Annotated in this window: 18 protein-coding genes; 4 read left to right on the plus strand and 14 right to left on the minus strand. The window is 67.5% G+C overall.

Features of this window, described 5'->3' with window-relative positions; genetic code table 11:
* Nucleotides 1-45: 45 nt before the first annotated feature.
* The 10 genes from ACH4UK_RS28995 to ACH4UK_RS29040 all read right to left on the minus strand — a co-directional run bounded on the left by ACH4UK_RS28995 (nucleotide 46) and on the right by ACH4UK_RS29040 (nucleotide 11,424).
* Nucleotides 46-690, minus strand: coding sequence for a hypothetical protein (locus ACH4UK_RS28995; protein WP_398360978.1), 645 nt, complete (start codon nucleotides 688-690; stop codon nucleotides 46-48).
* A 118-nt stretch (nucleotides 691-808) separates the two neighbouring features.
* Entirely contained in the window at nucleotides 809-1,786 is a 978-nt protein-coding gene (locus ACH4UK_RS29000) for a hypothetical protein (protein WP_398360980.1), read from the minus strand.
* A gap of 50 nt (nucleotides 1,787-1,836) precedes the next feature.
* Complete coding sequence (locus ACH4UK_RS29005; RefSeq protein ID WP_398360982.1) at nucleotides 1,837-4,440, minus strand: FtsK/SpoIIIE domain-containing protein; 2,604 nt, start codon at nucleotides 4,438-4,440, stop codon at nucleotides 1,837-1,839.
* Nucleotides 4,441-4,701: 261 nt separating this feature from the next.
* The gene (locus tag ACH4UK_RS29010) at nucleotides 4,702-5,094 is read right to left on the minus strand and encodes a hypothetical protein (protein ID WP_398360984.1); all 393 of its coding nucleotides are present in this window, start codon (nucleotides 5,092-5,094) and stop codon (nucleotides 4,702-4,704) included.
* A 74-nt stretch (nucleotides 5,095-5,168) separates the two neighbouring features.
* Nucleotides 5,169-6,086: a hypothetical protein gene (locus tag ACH4UK_RS29015; protein WP_398360986.1), complete on the minus strand. Its 918-nt coding sequence runs from the start codon at nucleotides 6,084-6,086 to the stop codon at nucleotides 5,169-5,171.
* Between the two features lie 155 nt (nucleotides 6,087-6,241).
* On the minus strand, nucleotides 6,242-7,135 hold the full coding sequence (locus ACH4UK_RS29020) for a DciA family protein (RefSeq protein ID WP_398360988.1): 894 nt from the start codon (nucleotides 7,133-7,135) through the stop codon (nucleotides 6,242-6,244).
* A 33-nt stretch (nucleotides 7,136-7,168) separates the two neighbouring features.
* Entirely contained in the window at nucleotides 7,169-8,425 is a 1,257-nt protein-coding gene (locus ACH4UK_RS29025) for a hypothetical protein (RefSeq protein WP_398360990.1), read from the minus strand.
* A gap of 220 nt (nucleotides 8,426-8,645) precedes the next feature.
* Nucleotides 8,646-9,194: a WhiB family transcriptional regulator gene (locus ACH4UK_RS29030; protein WP_331759124.1), complete on the minus strand. Its 549-nt coding sequence runs from the start codon at nucleotides 9,192-9,194 to the stop codon at nucleotides 8,646-8,648.
* Nucleotides 9,191-9,886, minus strand: coding sequence for a RusA family crossover junction endodeoxyribonuclease (locus ACH4UK_RS29035; RefSeq protein ID WP_398360992.1), 696 nt, complete (start codon nucleotides 9,884-9,886; stop codon nucleotides 9,191-9,193). Before ACH4UK_RS29035 ends, ACH4UK_RS29030 begins: the two co-directional genes overlap by 4 nt.
* 74 nt (nucleotides 9,887-9,960) lie before the next feature.
* Nucleotides 9,961-11,424, minus strand: coding sequence for a hypothetical protein (locus ACH4UK_RS29040; protein WP_398360994.1), 1,464 nt, complete (start codon nucleotides 11,422-11,424; stop codon nucleotides 9,961-9,963).
* An 869-nt stretch (nucleotides 11,425-12,293) separates the two neighbouring features.
* Here ACH4UK_RS29040 and ACH4UK_RS29045 point away from each other — a divergent pair.
* The 3 genes from ACH4UK_RS29045 (at nucleotide 12,294) to ACH4UK_RS29055 (ending at nucleotide 15,496) form a co-directional block, all read left to right on the plus strand.
* Nucleotides 12,294-12,941, plus strand: coding sequence for a ScbR family autoregulator-binding transcription factor (locus ACH4UK_RS29045; protein WP_398360996.1), 648 nt, complete (start codon nucleotides 12,294-12,296; stop codon nucleotides 12,939-12,941).
* Nucleotides 12,942-13,241: 300 nt separating this feature from the next.
* Nucleotides 13,242-14,510, plus strand: a complete 1,269-nt coding sequence (locus tag ACH4UK_RS29050) for a cytochrome P450 (protein ID WP_398360998.1) — start codon at nucleotides 13,242-13,244, stop codon at nucleotides 14,508-14,510.
* Between the two features lie 593 nt (nucleotides 14,511-15,103).
* Nucleotides 15,104-15,496: a hypothetical protein gene (locus tag ACH4UK_RS29055; protein WP_398361000.1), complete on the plus strand. Its 393-nt coding sequence runs from the start codon at nucleotides 15,104-15,106 to the stop codon at nucleotides 15,494-15,496.
* 77 nt (nucleotides 15,497-15,573) lie between these two features.
* On the opposite strand, the gene ACH4UK_RS29060 is transcribed toward ACH4UK_RS29055, so the two are convergent.
* Together ACH4UK_RS29060 and ACH4UK_RS29065 are read right to left on the minus strand one after the other, a co-directional pair.
* A complete protein-coding gene (locus ACH4UK_RS29060) occupies nucleotides 15,574-15,846 on the minus strand; it encodes a hypothetical protein (protein WP_398361002.1) in 273 nt (90 codons plus the stop codon).
* The gene (locus tag ACH4UK_RS29065) at nucleotides 15,843-16,124 is read right to left on the minus strand and encodes a hypothetical protein (RefSeq protein WP_331759109.1); all 282 of its coding nucleotides are present in this window, start codon (nucleotides 16,122-16,124) and stop codon (nucleotides 15,843-15,845) included. Before ACH4UK_RS29065 ends, ACH4UK_RS29060 begins: the two co-directional genes overlap by 4 nt.
* Before the next feature lie 260 nt (nucleotides 16,125-16,384).
* On the opposite strand from ACH4UK_RS29065, the gene ACH4UK_RS29070 reads away from it, so the two are divergent.
* Entirely contained in the window at nucleotides 16,385-16,699 is a 315-nt protein-coding gene (locus tag ACH4UK_RS29070) for a hypothetical protein (protein WP_331759108.1), read from the plus strand.
* Between the two features lie 611 nt (nucleotides 16,700-17,310).
* Here ACH4UK_RS29070 and ACH4UK_RS29075 read toward each other — a convergent pair.
* Together ACH4UK_RS29075 and ACH4UK_RS29080 are read right to left on the minus strand one after the other, a co-directional pair.
* Nucleotides 17,311-17,664, minus strand: coding sequence for a hypothetical protein (locus tag ACH4UK_RS29075; RefSeq protein WP_331759107.1), 354 nt, complete (start codon nucleotides 17,662-17,664; stop codon nucleotides 17,311-17,313).
* Nucleotides 17,654-19,804: a polymorphic toxin-type HINT domain-containing protein gene (locus ACH4UK_RS29080; protein WP_398361004.1), complete on the minus strand. Its 2,151-nt coding sequence runs from the start codon at nucleotides 19,802-19,804 to the stop codon at nucleotides 17,654-17,656. Before ACH4UK_RS29080 ends, ACH4UK_RS29075 begins: the two co-directional genes overlap by 11 nt.
* Nucleotides 19,805-19,916: the final 112 nt, after the last annotated feature.

Genomic DNA, 19,916 nt, shown 5'->3' on the forward strand with positions numbered 1-19,916 from the left:
GCGGCGCAGCGGCTGCTTGCCCCTGGCCGCGTCTGGGCGGACCGTTCAGCTGTGTCCGTCTTCGCCCTCTCGGTCATCATCGTTCGTCGCAGACTGGGCGGCCAGGGCTGATTCGAGCTGCTCCAGAGGGACCGGCCCGGACGCGGGGAGACCAGCTGCCTGCCACGCGGCGCTGGCCCGGTCCATGTCCTGGCCCGTGGCCTGGACCATCATCTCCTTGGCTTCCTTCTCCGGGACGGAGCCGTCAGCCGGACCGAGATCCACGAGGTGAACGGCCATGCGGACCCGGCTCGGCCGCTCTCCCGCCTGGCCCTGAACCGTCTCCAGTTCCTTGTAGACCCGCACGAGCCGGCCGGTAAGCCTCTCTGCCAGGGCGTGCAGCGCCTTGCCTGAGTCGTTCTCGAGCCGGTCGGTGCGAAACCGTTCCTCACCACGGCCGAGCGCTCGGATGTAGATCAGTGCTCGGTTGCTGCTTTCCTCGACTTCAACGCGGGTGAGGACGCCCCGGACTCGGTCCGCGCCGTCCACGCGTGCGATGTCGGCGGCCAACTGGGCGCCGTCTAGGTACAAGTTCAGCGCGATCTCGCGTACCCGCGCGTGCCAGGCCGGGGCCAGGCCGGGCCGGCATGGGCCAGCGGCCTGAGCGGCAGCGATGATGAGCTGGTGTGAGGCTGATCCGTTCGCAGACACAGACCTCATGATGCCGTGTCTCGGGGCTCGCTGCGCCCCGCGATGCTCAGTTCCTCATCGGCTGCCGGACAACGGCGTTCAGCCCGGCGACTTGAGCGCCAGCATTTCCCGGGGGAGGCTACCGCGGCACGAGGGGCCGTTCGACGGTGGTCAGAAACGTACGCCGGTCGACTAGCGAATCCGCGAACACCGTCGCCTGGGCTATACCCAGAGGTCCGCCGACGTCATCAGTAACCGCGCCGCCGGGGTGCGCCCCCGCGTCAACGAACACCGGCCCTCGGCTGGTCAGCAAGACCTCGACCTGCGCTGCGGACTCCCGGATACCGACAGCGTCGAGCACCTTGCCGGTGAAGTCACGCAGCCGTCGGGCTTCGGTCGTGTCCGGACCCACCGGCTCCCCGTAGATGTGGGACCTTTTCGTACCGTCATGGGCGTACCGGGTGCTACGCCGTATCTCAGCGATCCAGTGAAAGCCGTCGGCGCTCACTGAACTGACGAGGTACGCGTCCCCGGCGAGGTGCTGCTGGATGATGACGCCGGTGGGGCGCCGGCCGGCAATGTTCGGGCGGGTCAGGACAGCGCGTGCGGCACGATCCACCTCGGCAGGGGTGGTGCACAAGGGGCGGATCTCGGCCCTGGCGTTGTCCAGTGGTCTGACCAGGACTTCGGTCAGCCCGGATCTCACGAACCAGTCGGTGGCCTCCGCCGCGCTGGAGGCCGCTTGGCTTTCGGGAGTGCCCAGTCCGGCGCGTTCGACGGCCTGGTACGCCAGTGCCTTGTCCCTTCTTGCTGACCGTAGCTCCGGTGCGTTGGTGGGCAGTCCTAGGTGCTCCGCGAGCGTTTCGGCCAGGGGCACGCCGGATGCGGATCCGGCTATGACCCGGGAGATGCCCAACGTGGCGAGCTGGGCGGCCAGCCAGGCAGTGTCCGCTGTGTAGCCGTAGTTCACGTCGTAGTCGTGCGGGCGGAAGCTGTTCTGCTGGGCAGGGTCGGTCCGCGGTTCGCTCTGAATATGCAGGCATGTCACGCCGTGGGCGCGAAGCTGGCGGGTGAGTTCGGCTCCGGTGAGGTAGCCGTCGACGATGCAGACCTTCATGGGTCCTTGCTTTCTGATCGGGATGAGAGAGGGGGGGCGCGTTCAGGGGATCAGCCGAAGTCGAACCCGTTGATCCACCCCTGTGGTGGGGGGTCCTCCGCGGCCGTGCCGCTCGTGGGCGGCGCGGAGGGTGGGTTGGAGGGTGGCGGTGGCGGCGGGTTCTTGGACAGCTTGGGAGGTTCCGGGCTACCTGGTGGTGGCGTACGCGCCGCGTCGGAAGCCTGAGCGGATCCCTCGACGAGGTCGGGGCGAATCCAGCGGGGGTCCTGACCACCGTCCTTGTTGGGGATGAGCACCTGCACGTAGCCGAGTTCGGCGAGGTGCGCGCGGGCCGAGTCCTTGGCCCCGTGGATGGTGACGGTCGGGTCCCACGGCAGGGGTGTGGTGTCGTCGGGCAGGAACATGATCTGGGCCTGCTGGTAGCCGTACTTGGGGTCGTATCCCCATGCGCGGCCCTTGGGGGTGCCTTCGGCCGGGAAGCGGGTGCCGTGGTCGGAGTTGAGGATCTGCTGCGATTCGTACTGGTCCAGGGGGCCGACGCCGAGGCGTCGGCCGAGCTGTGAGCGCAGCTGCATGCCGAGGATGTCGCCGGCCGGCTTCTGGGCGGCGCAGGCGATGTTCGTCTCCAGTGCGCGGCCGAGGCGGGCGACCTTCTCGAGCATCGCCTTGGCGTCGTTCTTGAGTTCCTCGGTCTCCTTGTTCGCGGATTTGGCGAGGTAGTCGGCGATCTCGTCGAAGAAGAGGATCAGGCGGCCCGGGATGGTGTCGTCGTCGCGCAGGACGACTTCGCCTCGGGCGACGGCGTCGCGGAGGAGTTGCAGGTTGCGGCGCCCGTACTTGTTGAGGAGGGACTGGCGCTTGTCCATTTCGCCGGCGAAGGCCTGGATTGCCTCGTAGATCTCTTCGTCCGTCGCAGCGAATCTGATGACGGCGGGGAACTCGGGGGTCCAGGTGAAGTCGGTGCGCTTGGGGTCGCAGACGATGAGCTGGTAGATGGTCGGGTCGTACAGGGCGGGGAAGAGGATCAAGGACAGGGCGACGGACTTGCCGGCGCCGGTCTTTCCGCCGATGAGGGCGTGGGGGGTCTGCTGAAGGTCCCAGTCGAGCCAGCCGCCTCCCTTGACGGGGCCGAAGCGGATGGTGCCGCGGCGGGCGAGGGCGAGGAACTCCTCGAACTCGGGGCTGCCGCTTTCCGGGAAGGCGAGCTGGGTGGGCAGTTTGGGGACGGCGCTGACGGTGACCCGACCCTCTGCCTCGCTCCAGGCGTAGTGCCAGTCGTTGGTGTCGGTGAGGGAGTCGGCGTGCTGTTCGAAAGCGTCCCTGGTCTCCGGCTTGGTGACGTCGTAGGCGCCGAAGGTCACGGTGAAGGACTTGGGCCGCTCGACCGGGGGCCCGCCGCTTCCTCGGTGACTGATCCAGGTGTGGATGTCCACCTCGACGGGGTCACGGCCGCGCTTGGTGGGGAACTTGGACTCGACGACGGCCTGCAGACGGGCCGTTTCCCGCTTCCTCACCGCTCGAGGATCGGCGTTGGAGACAGCGGTCAGTACCAGCTCGTTGGTGTTGGCGAAGGACCAGTCCGGCAGCCAGGTCCGGTCCGGAAGGGTTTTGGACAGGGCGGTGTCGAGGGTGCGTTCGATACGGGTGCGTAGTTCCGGCGCGGCAACGTCCAGGGTGCCCAGGCCGATGGTGATCTCACGGGGCGTGTTGAACCAGGAGCTGCTGGGATCGTCCTCCCATTTGGTGATGTCGACGGTGAGCTGGCCGGCCTGCCGGGCCGGGATCTGGGCGGTGATGAGGTCGGAGATGTAGCGGGTGCCCTGCTTACGGATCGCCTCCGGTGAGCCGGTGGGCACTCCTCGGATCGTGAGCTCTCCGGGCTGCCAGGTGTAGATCCACACGTGGCCGCGGTCGATCTGGGCGTCGATGACGCGTTCGATGTTCTCCCGGAAGGCGCGCTGGGAGACGTCGTAGGCACCCAGGGTGACAGTCAGCTCGGTGGGGGCTTCGCGGCCCTCACGGTCCTCCCAGGCGCCGACCGCGACGGACACGTCGACGTCAACGCCTCGGGGCGCGGGGAAGAGCTGGCCGATGACTGTGTTGATCCACCGCTCGTCCTGCATACGCAGCAGCCGCGGGTCGCCCTCGGTTACGAGGTCGCACGCCAGGGAGCCGGGGTTGGCCCAGTCGAAGACCCAGCCGGTGCCGGGTGGGGCGGGTGCGGCTTCGACGGCTTTCTCGGCCTGCCACCGGGTGCGGGCCTGAGCGGCCGGCGCCGAGGGGGCGGTCATGATGCGGGCGGCGGCGATCGCGGTGGAACGCCGCCAGCGGGTGACGCGGATGTACTGGCCTTCGTTGACCGGCCGGGTGACGGTGGGAGCCGGTAGTCCGCATGGCTTCATGACCCGGCTGTACAGCTCGGACAGAGCTCGCCGCTGGCGGGGGATGACACGGGCGGCCCGCCCGATGGTGTACAGCAGGGCGGTGACGGTGACGGAGGAGAGGACTTGCCACTGGTGCCACTGCAGGTACCAGGCTCCAGCCAACAGCGGCATGATCAGCCAGTTGAGGAGGACGTGCGGCACTTTCCCGAAGGCGCGACTGCGGTCGCGGCCCAGGGTGAACGCCAGCCACGTTCGGGTGTGTGCGCCCACCGGCCATCCGGGCCCTGCGGCAGGCCGGCGGGTGGCGGGGCGGCGGCGTTTTCTGGCCGCGGGCATGAGGTTGGTCCTCCCGAGTCGACAGCGGTGTTGCCCGGATCATGCTCGGGAAAGCGGACAGCTCTGATCTGCCGGTCCGCCAGCCAGCCTGCGGGCGGGGATGTGAGTAAGAGCCGCGCGCCCGCGCTCCCGGCCTGGTGTGACGGTGGCCCGCGGGTACGCAGACGGGGCAACCCGGCTATGGACTTGACCGGGCTATGTGAGCAGCTTGCTGGGGTCGAACCGGTCGTGGGCGTAGCCCTGCCAGATCTCCCAGGCGGTACTCACGTGACCGGTGCCCACTGCCTTGCCGGTAGCGGCCCAGAAGGGGCGCAAGAGCAGCAAATGTATATCCGGCGGCCGGCATCCGGCCGCGTGCGTGACCAGGTGGACCGTGTGGTTGAACTGGCCGGGGCCGTGCAGGTGGCCGCAGCAGGGAGCACGCCAGTCGACTACTCGGTGGCCGCCCGGCACCCGGTAGCGGTCCATGTGGTGACGGTAGTGCTCGCGGATGACGTGGTCGCCGTGGGCTTTGGTCGCGTCGAGGTTGGTGTAGGTGCCCAGTGTCTGATCGAACTTCTGGATGTTCCAGAGGCTGGTGCTGGCCATGGTTGGGATCCTTGTGTCTTGGCGGCGCGTACGGATTGCTGCCGCTCGGGGGCGGCGTGCTGTCGGCACGTGGGTCATCGCAGATGGGTGTCGTCATGGAGGGCGACCCTGGCCAGCTCGATGCTCTGATCGGGCAGTCTCCACCACATCAGCCGAGGCGCGGCAGCGGTCTGGTTCTTGAGGTGGCAGCGCATCGCGATTGCCTGATCGGCTCTTACCAGCGGGTTCCCGCCGCGTTCCTCGCGCGCACGCATCCGGTGGACCTGCCGTCCTGGGATCGTGGCGGCAAGAGCGGTAAGGACCTCGACCGTCACTTCGAGGATCTTGCGTCGTTCGACGAGTTGGGTGATGTGCAGTGAACCGAGCCAGTCGGGGCCGAGTGCGTACGGTGCGAGCGGCCATCTGGGCCGATCGGCCTCGGGGATCTGGCGCAGCCAGCACTGTTCCACTTCGTAACGGAACTGCTGTTCGGGATCGGCGTAGACGACTGGCGGGGCAGCGTCGGTACGCAGTTGTGCGGCTTTGAGTGCCTTTCGGAGTTGACGGTTCTCCTGACGGAGGCCCGAGCTCTTTCGCCTTTCGTGGGCCAGCAGGGAGCGCAGGTGTTCGGTGCTGTCGGCCCGATAGGTGATCCGTCCTCGGTCTCGTGGGTCTGGACGAGCGGTGCCGGTGTTGGCATCGGTGGTGCCGGGGGCCGCCGGTGTCTTGTGCAGCCACTTCTGGATCTGCGTGATGGCGTGGTCGCTACTGCCGGAGCTGATCGTTATGAGGGGGTGCCGGTGCTTGGTGTCCTTGAGGGTCGCGCCTGTGTGGATGATGCGCGCCGCGCCTCCCCACACGTTCAGGTTGGGGATCAGCGCCCGCAGGGTCCGAGCGGCTGCTTGGTCGGTGAAGACCGCGACCTCGGCCTTGTCGCGGATCTGTTCGATCAGGCGGGCCGGGCTGACCAGGGGGGTGCCATCGTGACGGTGAGGGTCGGGGGAGAGGAGCACTACTGGTGTTGTACGGGAGGGGTCGAGGAGGAATGCTGCGAAGTCGTCGACGTCCGCTTCGCCTATCTGGCGGAAGGGTGGTGACGCGGGCTCAGGGGGCGCTGGCGTCGGCGGGACTGGCACGGGCATGACATGTTCCTTTCGGTCCTGTGTGATCAGCTGGCCTGGGCCAGGGAGGGCTCGTCGGTGGATGCGCGCCCCTGTGTCCGTGCGATCGCCACAATCTGTTCGTGGGTGGCTCCGCATTCCTGGCGGGTGCGCTCACGCTGCTCGCGGTACTCCCGGCTGGGGGCGTCGCCCTTGTGCTGCCGTTGCTTAGGCAGGGCTGACGCCCTGGCGGCTTCTTGCTCGGCTCGGGTCTCTGCCCATCGAGCACGCATTTGCCGGTACTCGGCGCTTGGTTCGGCACCGCGCTCCTTGCGCAGAGCGGGCGCGGGAGCGGCCGGTACTGAGCCGGATTCGCTGCCGGGCGACGAAGGGGTACGAGGGCCGCTTCCCACCTCCACCGATATCCGGCGAAGTGGGCTGGTGTGGCGCTTCGCAGGTGTGGTGCTCGGCCTGTCGGCCGCATCTTCCAGGAGTGCCTCGTACTTCTTGTTGACCTCGGCAACTACCTGCGTTGCCATGAGCCGCAGGCTGGCGGCCCACGAGTCGGAGTCACACAGAACCCGGAGAGTGCCGGTGGTCTCGTCGAACGCGACGGCCTTCCAGTGAGCCGCGCGCGTCTGTCCGATGAGTGAGGCCCACTCCTTCCTGAGGTCCGCCCCCGCGGCTTCGTCCTGCCACCGGTTGTCAACGACAAGCTGATTGACGATGCCTGCCAGGGGGCGTGGATCTCGTCCGTCGGAGCTGCTGCTCGATCGCGCAGGACTTCGCGGGCCGTTGGCCCGCGTCGGCCTCGTGGAAGCATCGGCACGTGCACGGCGCAAGACGATGCGTGCGAGGTCGGCGCCCGAGGGCGCACGGTCCCCGGCGCTCGTGGTGAGGGAGGCGCGTTCCGGCGGTCCGGGAGTCCTGGTCGGTGGTTGAGCCTCGGATCGGGCGGTCACGTTGGTCGCCCTCCTCGGGCTCGGTTGGGCGGTTCAGCTGCTGGCCAGCAGCAGGGGGGTGGCGCGGAGGCGAATGCAGGCGTCGACGAGCGGGGCGGAGTAGAGCCGCGAGGCCTCCGTACGCCCGAGCCCGTCGACGGCGATGAGGACCAGGTCCGCGTCGCCGTGGAACCTGAAGCGGTTCCACGCATCGGCTCTCATCTGCTGCAGGAGGCTGTCATCAAGTTCCTCGATGCAGCTGATGTCCGCGAATTTCTCCCCGTCGTCGTTGCGCTCTTGAAGGGCCTCGACCGTGGTGGTGAATTCCTCCGTGGGAGGGGCGCTGAGAGCCGAGCCGGCCGCATGCTGGCCGCGTTGGTGTTCCCGTTCGGCGTCCTGGATGAGTTGTCCCGCCAGGTACGCGTGAGCTCGCTGTGGACGCCAGGAGGGCCCGTGGTGGTGTACGGGGTTGATCTCGTGAAGCCAGGAGTGCACCTGCTGGAGGGCCGCGCCGTCCAGAGCTTTGTCGACCAGCACCCAGGACAACTGTTCGAGCCGGGCGCGCTGGAGCCAGCCGTGCAGCGGCCGCAGGGCTCGGGCGAAACGGTATGCGGTGCGGTAGGCGCCTGCGGTCACCGTTCGGCCGAGAAGCGACTGCCTGGCGGGCTTGTCGGCTCGCGGGTGGTGCGTAGTTGTTGAAGTACCTCTCACATCAGCTGTCAGTGGGTGGGTGGTGTTGCTACGGGAAGGGGGCTCAAGGCGGGGTTTTGTTGTGCCCTTCAGGGCGTGCGCGATGGCCTGGGTACGGCCGGCTGGCGTGAGGCCGACGACGCGGGCGGTGTACCCGTGGCCGGACAGGCGGTGCCCGTGCGCGGTGTCGTAGGCCACGGGGATGGTGGCGCCGTAAACGGTGGCTGTGGCGGTGTACGGGCGCCCGGGCAGCCGGAGGTTGCGGCGGCTGCCGTGCTGGAGCCAGACGAGCGCGCCGAGCTCTCGCAGGATTCTGACGTGCCTCTTCACCGTGGCGCGCGATAGGCCGAGACGCTGTGCGGTGCCGTCGAGGTCGTACAGCACGATGCCCCGCTGGAAGTCCATGCGCGCTGCGAGGTCGACGGCGATGTCAACGGTGGTCGTGGCCAGCGCGTTGGGGTGTGCGCCGCTGTCGATGAGCCAGGCCAGGGCCTTGAGCCATGCTCGGGGTTGGCTGCGGCGCGCGTGCGTGGTGAGAACGTCCTGCTCGGCACGCGGGACTGGTTCCAGTGGTTCTGCTTTGTGGGGCGCACGGTGCGGTTGGGGGTGCGGGCGGCGCATGAGGTGGTGCTCTCGCTCTTTTTGGGCAGCACAAAGTGAGAGGTGGGCTACCGCGTGGAAGGGGAGGGGGGAGCCGCCTCAAGGGCGGGCGCACCGGTTGGCGGCCGGTGCGAGGTGGACAGCCGGTTCAGCTGCCGGGGCTGGCGCGGGGCCAGCCCCGCTAACGCTGCGCGGGGGGACGGCGCGTCGAGGGCGCCCAGGCTGAGGGCCTGCTTCGCTGTCAGAACCACGGGAGCAGCTGCTCGGCGGCGTCGAGGACCTTCTTCGGCGTGAGCTTGTTGGTCCGTTCACGGCGGCGCACGTTGCAGGGGCTCGCTTGCCTCCGGCGGACGGTCCGGGTGGAGCAGTTCAGCTCCTTCGCCATCTCCACCTGGGTCATCTGGCCGGCTGTGGTCATGGCCTGGACCTTCTCAGCGTCGACGGGATCGTGACTGCGCCGGCCGACGAGGTAGATGTCGTTGTCCTCGTTGAAGGACAGGGGCACCCCGAGGTCCTTGCGTATCCGTTTCCGGTCGCTCTCGGTGGTTCCAGCCACGATGCCGGTGACGGCGTGGTCGGTCACCGCGGCGAAGAGGCAGGACTCCAGCAGGGGGCAGGCGGCGCAGAGCGCACGGACCTGGGTGAGGGACTCCCGGAAGTCCGGTTCGTCGTCGGTGAAGATGGTGAGCTGGTCACCTTCGAGCATGTGGTCGCCGATTCCGGCGCTGGACAGGTCCTCCAGGAGCCGGAAGAGGTCAGCGTGGGTGATGCAGGCCGTCGTATCGCTCATGCGGTGTCCTGGCGGAGAGTTGCGGGGGGTGCGGGGGTGATCGCGAGAGTCACGCCGGGCTCGGTGAGGGCCCAGTCGTGCGTTCCCAGCGGTGCGGGGTAGGTCTTGAAGGGCCCGGTGTCGTAGCCGACGATCCGGGAGTCTTCGGTGTAGACGCGGAAGGTCCTCTTGTCTGATGGAGAAAGAGCGTCCTGTACCGCGCGGATCAGCTTGTCGACGTCGGGTTTCGTCGCCGCGTGGATCGCTCTGCTCTTGGGTGCGCTCTTGGGCCGGGGCAGGGTGAAGACCGCAGACATGACGAGCGGGCAGTTCGCCGGCTCCCAGGTCGCACCGCAGGCTTGTCGCGCGGCCGCGTTGATGTGGCGGCGCCACTCCCGCAGTTCGCGGCTGTACTTGACGACTCCGGGGGCGGGGACGTCGACGGAGCCCTGGGTGATGGGGGTTCCGATGACGGTGAAGGTCAGCCGCTGCTCGGGGAGGTCCTTCAGGCCGCCGAGGGCGTCTTCGGTGACGGGGGCTATGCGCGCGGAGGAGGGCCTTCTCAGTGACGTTGTGCCTTGGGACGGGGCGGGCAGGGGCGTGCGGCAGTGGGGGCAGCGGTCGGTCGTGGGGCGAAGGACGGCCGGGCACATCGGACAGGGGCGATAGCCGCTGTGCGTGATGAGTCGCTGTACGTCGATGCTGGTGCCCATCGCGTCCTTCTCTCGGTCGGGCCCGGTGGGGGCCGGAAGCGTCTGCGGGTGCTTCCGGCCCCCACCGGGGTGGATCAAGCTGCTGCGGCAGCCGGGGCGTCGTCGGCTTCGGCCGTCTTGTGCGCGGCGGCGCTGGCCCGGGCGGCAGCGAGGAACGCGGCCGGGTCGGCCTCCCACTCCGCGAGGGCGGGGAGGAAGTGGGCGACCTCGATGCGCTTCAGCTCGTGAGTGCCGAAACGGTCGGATAGCAGCGGGAAAACCCGGTCGTGCCAGCCTGCGAGGCCGACGTCCTTGTGGCCCAGGAGGATCTTGAATCGAGCGAAGGCGTCGCTTCCGGCGACCGGATGCACGACGGGGATGCCGTCCGGCCCCGCGATGCGGTCGGTTTCGGCGACGTGGGCCACCGCGTCCATCAGCGGCCCGACCGTGGCGATGACCTTGCTGGCCCACGCGTTGCGGGCGAGGACCGCCTCTGCGCTGGTCCGGTCGGCCATCTCGGCGGTGTAGGCGAGTGCGGGCTGGTGGCCGACGACGAAGTCGATCCACGCTCGGGCTTCGTGGTGAGAGCGGTCGGACCGGACGGCGGTACCGTCGGGGTTGCCGTAGACGCCGAGCTGGATACGGTCTGCCATCCCCAGGAGCAGTTCGGCGAGGGTGCCGACCAGGGCCGGGGCGATGTCAGGGCCGACGCCCGCCGAAGCGATCATCTGGTGCGCCTGCGCGAACGTCTCCCGGATCGCGGTGGCGAGGTAGGAGCCGTGGTTGAACCGGCCGTCGGTGTTCCAGTCCTCCCACGGCTTTGCCTCGGCGGCATGGGCAGCTCGCTGTGCCGGGCGGCCTGGACGTGCGTTGGCGGCCGGGGCAGCGGTGGAGGTGCCGAAGAACTTCTTCAGCTCGTCCCGCACCTGCTGGCTCACGTCGATGCTGCCGGGCGAGGCGCTGGCGGCGGGGATGACCGCCCCGCCGAAGACGGCGTAGCCCTCCGGGGCGAGACTGCCGTCGCGGTTCTCCCGCAGGGACTCCCACTCCTCGGGGTCGGAGACCAGCTCGTCGGTGAACTCGCCGTTGACGGCGACTACGAGGTTGCGGCAGTTGCGGTTGGTGATCTCCGCGTTCGCCCGGTTCGAGTCGCCGACGATGCCGCGCAGCTCGTGGATGGGCGTGAGAGGGCTGATCAGCTCACCGCTGTCGTTCTGCTTGTAGCGGCGGGTCGTCTCGATGGCGACGGTGACCGGCAGGTCGTTCTTGAACGCCTCGGCCAGCAGTTCTGCAGCCTTGGAGTCGGCCTGGACCGAGCCGTGGAAGTCGTGCTCCAGGCCGACAGACTCGGCGTCGAAGGTCACGCGGCCGGTGCGGAAGGGGCCGTCGTCGGTCGCCTTCGTCTTCACCTTGTACGCGCTGATCTTCACGTCGACGTGCTCTCGGACGTACACGCTCGGGCGGGCTCGTACGGTCTGGCCGTCGGGCCCTGCGGCGGCACGCGCCTTCTTCTCGTACGCGATGAACGGACGGCCCTTGACCGGCGGCTCGTACGCCATGGGGTGACTCCCTCTGTAGTGGATCAACGGAGTCAGCCTCCAGCCGGGAGCGGGGCGCTGCGAGTTCTCGCGAAAATGCAGGAAGGGGGCCGGCGGGTGGGGGCCGGATGAGCTCGCCCGCGGCCTTTGCTGAGGTGTCGGGCGGCTTGATTTGGCCTGGTGGGTATGGCTTCCGGTTGTGCAGGTGGCAGTAGAGCCGTCCTGTTCCAGGTGGTGTGGCTGCACTTGGCTGGGGGAGTGCAGCGAGAAGTACCCAGGATCAGCAGGGGCGGGCTGGGCGGGTGCCGGGTGCGGCAGCTGGCAACGCCGAAGGCCGGTGTGGCGGATCGGCGACCGCCGCTGCATGCCTCTTCGCATGTGGTTCCCCCTTCGCCGATGGCCCGTCCGCAGGCCCTGACAGCAAATATGCAAACGTAAGTTCGATTTCTTGGTGACGGGCGATCGCTGAGGATCTGCCACGTGCGGGCGTTCCGGATAGCGGCGTTCCACTGTTGCCTGCCTAGGCGGGAAACGGGGGCCCGCCCCGGCTCACCCTCTGCGCCAGACGCGTCTACCCGGCAGCCTTGCGAGCGTCCCGGCCGCAAATTTCGTGCGCCTGTGACCGATCCGACTCTCGGATAAGAACGACACGTCCACCCCTACGGCTAAGCGGCCAACCGGCGACCGCGAGGCACTCGAAAGGCCAGCCCTTCACTGACCGACGGGTAACGTTACGGGGCGGGCGGTCGGTATAGCAATACCATAATCACTCGGCCCAAGATCAGAATTGACCACCCCCGCCTCTGAGGCGGGAGGGCGGGCCAGGAAAGGCAATCTGCACCATGAACGAATCAGAGCCTTCGCGCCAGCGAGCAAGGCAGGAACGGTCGTTGCGCACCCACGAGGCGATTCTTGAGGCCGCTGGCCAGGTGTTCGATGAGCACGGATACGTCGGCGCAACACTAAAAATGATCTTGAGTCGCACCGGAGGAGAGGTAACCAAGGGCGGCCTCTATCACCACTTCCGCTCCAAGGAGCAACTGGCCCAGGAGATCATGCAGATCCAGGTGCCGATGAGCACGCTCCCTCCTCAGGCGTCCAAGATCCAGGAGCTCGTCGACACCAGCTTCTTCTTCGTCTACTTGCTCTTGAACAACCCCCTGGCCAGGGCAGGAGCCCGACTCTCGACAGATGGAGGGCTTCCCCCGGCCCTGGACGCCACCGGCGTCTTCCGCGCGTGGGCCGAGCACGCCGAGCTCCTGATCCGGCAGGCTTCGGAACTCAAGCAGACACTGCCGGGCACAGAGCCGGACCAGATCTCGGAGGTCCTCGTCGGCGCCTACGTAGGGATCCAGCTGACATCTAAGGCGTTCGACGACCGCCAGGAGCTGCCCAGGCGGATCTCTCTCTTCTGGAGGCTAATTCTTCCCGGTATAGCGGCCCCCGGACTGCTGCCCACCATTGACTACGCACCGGACCGAATGAGTCGGTTGTTTCCCGCTAACTCCGTAAACGAAGCGGAAACTGACGAGGCGTAATATTCGCTGCCGAGCTCCCAGAGCAGCTGGGCGCTGGACGCGCTAAACCGGTCACCCGCCCTGTTTAAGGGCCCTCGGGCGAATCCGGGCTACTCAAACGAAGACAGCCGGGTTAAGTTCGATCTCCGGCCTGGCGCCACCTGGGGAGTGGCCGCCGGCTGGCTTTCGCTGAGCAAAGAGTCTGGCTGCGCCTCGGAGCGCAATGCCAGAGTCACATCACCTCGGCGGCCTGAAGCACGTAGACCCACAGGGGGTGACGACGCGCGCGTCCGCACGCCTCCACTTCGCCGGGAGGCACAGATGGACACCCAGGAACGCACCGCGGCCGCACCTGTAGCCAGCTGCCCATTCCGGCTCGACCTGTTCGCCACGGATCTCCCCGAGGAGAACGAGTCTCTTCGTGCCCTTGGCCCGGCGCCCAGCGTTGAGCTGCCGGGCGGAGTGGAGGCGAGAAGTATCACCGACCTCGGGCTGGCCCGGCGCCTGATGCGCGACCCTCGGGTGTCCAAGGACCCGCGCAAGCACTGGCCGATCTACGTCAGCGGGGAGCTGCCGGAGCAGTGGCCGTATCGCATATGGGTCGACATCCGCAATGCCCTCGCATCCGAAGGCGAGGAGCATGCCCGCCTGCGGGCTCTGATCGCCCCGGCCTTCACGCCGCGGCGCGTACGGCAGCTCCAGCCCGACATCGAGTCCCTCGTGGAGAAGCTCCTCAACGAATTGGCAGGACTGCCCGCAGGGCCGGTAGACCTACGCCGTCACCTTGCCTGGGTGTTCCCTCTTCAGGTGGTCAACCTCATGCTGGGGGTACCCAACGACATGGAGGACCGGTTCCGACACCTTGTCGGAGCGAACATGTCCACCCACTTCACCCCCGCCGAGGCCGCGGCCAACGGCAAGGCTTACGTCGATCTGCTGGCCGAGCTCGTCGAAGTCAAGCGGCAGGTACCCGGCGACGACATCACCACTCAGCTAGTGCAGCAGCGCGACACCGACGTGATCACGGAGCAGGAGCTGATCTACAGCCTCATGCTCCTCATCGGCGCCGGCCACGAAACGACGATGAACGCCCTCGACCACGCCATCGTCAACCTGCTCACTCACCGTGATCAGCTCGCCCTTGCCCAGGCCGGTCACGCGCCGTGGGACGCCGTGATCGACGAAACTCTGCGCCACGACGCCCCGGTCGCGAACATTCTCCTCAGATTCGCCGTCGAGCAGATCGTCGACCCGCAGACCGCAACGACGATCAACCAAGGCGAGGCCATCATCATCAACGTCGCCGCGGCAGGACGGGACCCCCACGGCAACCCTGATCCAGCCATCTTCGACATCACGCGTGTCCCCGCGGGTCGGCACATCGCGTTCGGTCACGGCGTCCACTACTGCCTCGGTGCCGAACTGGCCCGGCTGGAACTCCGCATCGCTCTGGACAGGCTCTTCCGCCGGTTCCCCGACATGACGCTGGCCGTCCCCCGATCAGCTCTCAAGCCGCAGCCGTCCTTCATATCCAACGGCCACCTCGAGATTCCCGTCCTCCTGGGGCAGGACGCGGAGACGGTGGCGTGATGGTGTCAGGCCGGTCATACCCCGCCCCCCGTGCCTCCTCCGGCTCCGGCATCTGCTCTCAGACGCCGTCTCCGGACCTTCGGGACCCGTGCTTGAGGTGTGGCGCCGTGCGCGCCTCCCCATGGTTCCCAGACGGATGGACAACAGGGGATGTCGCGCGGTGCGCGAGCGGACTCCACAGCCAGGTGGCGACCGGCTGCACACGCCGCACCCCCGGAAGCCGCCCCGAAGCTGGTGACGGGACCCGACGCGCCCTGCAGGCCCTCACAGCCCGCCTCGGACCCCCATCCCTATACGGCGGTGGGCACGGCGGCGCGTGCGTCCAATGGCGAAACGGCGCGCACACGGTGCTCCTGACCTCCCGTCCGGACCAGTGCCCTCGGGTGTCAGTGCTCAGAACCTGGGATATGGAGCGGGCAGAATCGGACGCCCGGACGCGGGCACGGAGCACGAGCCGCGGGCCGGCCGGGAAGGAGTCACTGGCCTCGCTTCTCTGGTGCCACCAGGGAGCCGGAAGCGGCCCGCCGCCCGCCCCCTCGCGGCGAATACCGGGGTGGGCCGAGCTGCAGGGAGCCCTTGAGGCCCTGCTTCAGGTGTGGTGCACGCAGCTGGACGGCAGGCTCGGTCTTAATGAAGCGGCCTTCAACCTCATCAGCATCTCCGAGCAGAGCTGGCGCCTTGGCATCATGATCAGCCCCGAAGACGGCCTGACTCTGTTCGTTGACGACTCCACCGGCCCCGGCCGGCCGTCTCCGCAGCTGACGGACATGATCAGCCGTGGATGGCAGTCCTTCGTTCCCCTGCTTCGCGTGTGGGACGCCGTCTACGAGCCGGGGCAGGCAGGAGCTGCCCAGGCAGCCCGCCTAGCAGTGTCCGAGCTGCGGCACCGTGGCGTCCTCACCCCCAGCGACCTCCGGGTAGCCGAAGCTGTCATGGGTGAACAAGGCCACCTCGAACTGCCCGGTCTGGGCATCGCCGGCGCCTAGCACAAAGCTCACCTCATAGGCGCGGAACCGTTGGCTTGGCGGCGCGCCGCCACCTGGCCCCTAGAACAGAACGTTACTCAGTGCAGCCAGACGAGGACCGCAACGCGAATCTCCTTGGCCTCACGCATGATCATGTACTCGACAATGATGCCTTCACCAGGCATTTCAAGTGAGTACCGCACACCCACATCATCCAAGGCATCGCCGGGCGGGGAACGATCAAGGTCGATTGCACCCCCCACCTCCAGGGCCAAGGCTCGGAGGAAGTTCGCGGTCTTCCGCCGAAGGTCAACAGGCATGGCGAGGACAGTCTGCGTGGGCCGCTCTTCGGTCCAGACGCTCCAGCTCATGGGGCTGGGTCCGGGTGCGGCAGCAGGTCATCGACAGAGACCAGGGCACGACCTGAGCTTGCGTTCTCCCGGCTACGGGCCGCTCCGGGAGCCTTGTTCAGCATCGCGGTCTTCCACCAGCGGCGCATGACGTCAGCTACAGCACTGTCTTCAGCCGCCAGAACCTGCTCGTAGAAGCGAGCTCTGTCCGCGCCGCCTAGGGCATTGCCGATGGCGTTGATGCTGCGCGGAATCGGGGTCACCCGATAGCTCATGGGCTGCTCACGCTGCGCGCTCACTTGGCCTCCTCAAAGTTGCGACCAGTCTCCTACGTCTACACCGACGAAGGCCACCGTTTCGTCGCGCCTGGCGGGAGCATTGTCCGGCCGACCACGCGACCGACAGCCGGAGGCCCACGCTTCGACTGCTCCTGCGGAATCCACGAGGGCGGACACCAGAGCCAGAAGACCGACGGAGCGGTGATCCACGGGGACTGCCGCATCGCAGTTCCCAGATCAGAGGTTCTCGTACGCCAGCCACACGTCGTAGGGGATAGTCGATGCGAACAGCAGTCGCCGAGAGCAGCCCGCCAGCCGCGACGCTGCCAGCCCGGCAGCCGACCGGCAAGGCTGCGCCAACCGTCGAGGGGGACCTTTCGGTGCGAGCCAACGACGGTGGAATCCCGGCCCCGCCCCCGGCGGACACTGCGCACCTGGACCAGCTTTCGGCCCGCTGGCGGGACGCCGAACCGCCAGCCAAGGAGGCGGTCGGCGACGCTGCTGCCGCCCTGCAGGCGTCGCTGTCACCGGACAGCGTCGCGGGCCTGTTCGACGCGCTGGAGCGTGCCGGACTGTATGACCCCAGCAGGGATTGACGGATTGACCCACGACGGGCGCCGGAGCCATCGGCGCGAGGTCCCACGGGCGGTCGCCGCCGCGCGATCCAGGCCAACCATTCAGTGCTCGACGCCCCCGACATCAAGCACACCACCGGCTCCGCCCGACAGCGGCGTCGGAGCGTTGCGGCGGAACACCGCTGGGAGCGCGAAACTGCCGGCAGAGCCGGTGGTGCGGAAGGAAGCTGATGTGATAAGTCCAGGGCTCGCCACCTTGCGCCATTCTCTCGTCGACCACCTTAAGGATCACGGTGACGCCTGAGCGGCCCAACTTCTCCGTGAGCTGCTCAATAGGCATCCCTTGCAAGCTCACACAACACCCCTAAAGGCCCCCGAGAAGTCGCTGACGTCGCGCATTATTCAGTCCGCCCGATCACTCCGACCGAAAAGTGAACCTGCTATTGAAGCGGACGGCCCGCTTCGAGGAACTGCCGATAAACGAGATCGAGCAGCGCCGCGTATGCATGTTGCGAGCGAGCGACGGCTTTGTCGCCTCCCGATGCCGTGTCACCGATCCGATCGATTCGCTTCATCAGCGCTTGAAGCGCCATGAGGACATCAACCGGCGCCGGCGAGAGGGATAGATCAGGCTATTCCAACTTACCGAGAGTCCCCTGCGGTCCCTCTGCCACGACCGCACGGAGCGCCTCGACCATGGCAGCCACTCCAGCCTTTGGAACGATCACGAGATCAGAACACTGAAAGAAGACACCACCGCCATACTCGCCGGTTTTTCTCCATCGATTCATCACCACTTCGATCGCACCGACAGTCATGAAGGTTCCACTCCAGCTAGTACCGTCCGGAAGTCGCAACTCGACGTCAACGTTGTCTACTGATTCCGCCCGGTCGTCGGCGCCGAGCAGGAACAGTGCAGTGAATTCGGGTTCCCTGACGACATGATAGATGTCATCTTCCCTGAATTCGAAGTGCTCACTGTCCATAGAGCTGCTTCAGCCTCGCGATCACTTTGGGCTCACTATCCTTCGCCTTACCCGCCTTGCCGACAATCTGTATACCACCATCAACATTCCGGAAGAAAAGCCGCCCACCGTTTCTCCCTCGAGCGTAGGACACGTCTGTGCCGTCCAGCGCCTTACTTCCCGTACCCGGCTTCATATTTCCATTGGAAAGCTGTTTGAACAGGTGGTCAAAATCTCGTTGCACATCCTGGTTCTTCCCCGCCTTTTGCGCCTCTTTGGTCAGCAGCGAATCCTGACCAATGACAGACGACATTTTCACACACGGACCGGAATTATGAACGAGGACAGGTGCGGACCCCGCCAGCACATAGTACGTATGGAGGTCATTGATCGTTAGGTCGTGCGTACGCTGCTGGACTTTTTGGTCCCGGACCTCGGCCGCCGTTGCGCCGGACCCGTTCGGGGTACGTAGTTCGTCGCCAGCACGGAGGTCTCCGGCGTCCTTCCACTGCTTGTCCTGGGGGAGCCAGAAGGGATGGTTGTCGGTCGCCGTGATAGTGGCCGGGCCCTGGCCGGTGGTCACGGTGATGCGGGTGAAGTCCTTGTTGCCCTCGGTGGTGAAGGTATTGGTCACCGGCCGTGCGGCGGTGCGCCCTGTCTGTGGGTCGCTGGCGGTGACGAGGTCGCCGATGCGGATGTCTTCGATGGCCCGGGTGGTGCCGTTGGCCAGCAGTACGTGGGTACCGGTGGGGAAGCTGTGCGGATTGGCGCAGCCCGCGGCTGCACGTTCTGCTTTTGCCTGGTCGGCGAGCTTTTTGGCCTCGACCTTGGCCAGAGCGCGGGCGTCGATAAGGGTGTTGGCGCGGACCGGGTAGGTGAGGCGGACCTTGCAGCCGCAGCGGTCGGCGTCGGCTTGGGCTTGTGCCTGTACGCGGGCGGCGACTGAGGCGTAGAGGGGGCCGGCTCCCGGGTTGGAGCACTTCAAGGTGCCCGAGACGTTGTTGCCGCGGACGGGGAAGGTGCGCTGCGGGCTGGTGCATTCGCCGGCGGGCTTACCGTCGATGGAGAACGTGGCGCTCATCACCGCGGAGACCTCGCCCTTGGTGACGCGTTCCCTCCGGGCGATGGAGGAGACATCACCGGTGAAGCTCTGGGTGGCGGTGCAGCCCTTCGGACTGCAGTCCATCTCGCCCGCGCTGTCGAGGGTGAAGGTGATGCCCCGGTCGGTCGCGTTTTCGAGCTGGTCGGCGTACTCGACCAGGGTGTCGAACATCTTGTCGGCGGCGTCGGCGAGGACCGGGGTGAGGTCCATTCCCTTGGTGCCGCCGGAGGCCAGCGGTCCGGCGGTGACCGTGCGGGGAGCCGCCGGTGTTTCGCCGTTCTCCAGTTGGTCCCTCATGTCGGCGAGCCCGTCGCGCAGGTCGTAGGCCTCCAGCCGCAACGCGCGGTGCGGCTTCTCCTTCGTCACCAGCAGCCGGCCGGCCGAGGTGTCGATGCCGAGCGCGGGCGTGCCGTTCACGCTCAACGTGCGCTGCCCGGGCCCGCCCGGGGCCTTCGAGCCGTTCGCTGCCGGGGGCGGTGACTTCTCCAGGTCGGTCAGCGCCTTGTCCAGCACGGCAGCCAGCTTCGAGGGGGCGATGGCCCGGGCGAGGACCTCGTCCATCAGCTCGGAGCCGTCGTCCAGGCCCACGATCCACTCGCTGGGCGTTGCCTTCTCGCCCGCCGCCGCGTCCTTCCTGGGTGCGGGATCGACCTGCCACCGTGTGAACTTCTTCCCCCCGATGCGCAGCACGTCCCGGCCGTGATCGCTCGGGCCGGAACTGGTGGTGCCGTAGGTACTCCCGGCCGCTGTCACCGTGAGGGTGTTCTCGGTGATGCCGACGGTTGAGGTGTCCTTGTACTGCAGCCCCGGGGCGGTCGCGAGATCGTCGACCGCCTCACGGAACGGCTGCAGGTCCCGCGCCGCCGTTGGGGAACCGTCGGAGGAGCTGCCGGAGTTCAGCACGGCGGCCGCGATCACGGCGATCACCAGGGTCAGGATCCCGGCAGGCAGAACGATCCGCTGCCACGAGCTCAGCCTCTGCCACCAGCCGTGCACCGGGCCGGACGGACTGACGGGCCCGGTGGGAGGCTCGTCACCGGAGGGGTTCTGCTGGGACACACGGTCCCCCTTCATGCGTCACGCACCGGCCCAGCACGCCGTGCGCGGGCCGGCCGATGCGTTGATAGTCGGCCCCGGGACGGGTGCGTGTCAGGAACGAGCCGGCCGTGCG

Source organism: Streptomyces sp. NPDC020884, assembly GCF_044333935.1.
In the GTDB taxonomy this organism is placed as follows: Bacteria; Actinomycetota; Actinomycetes; order Streptomycetales; family Streptomycetaceae; genus Streptomyces.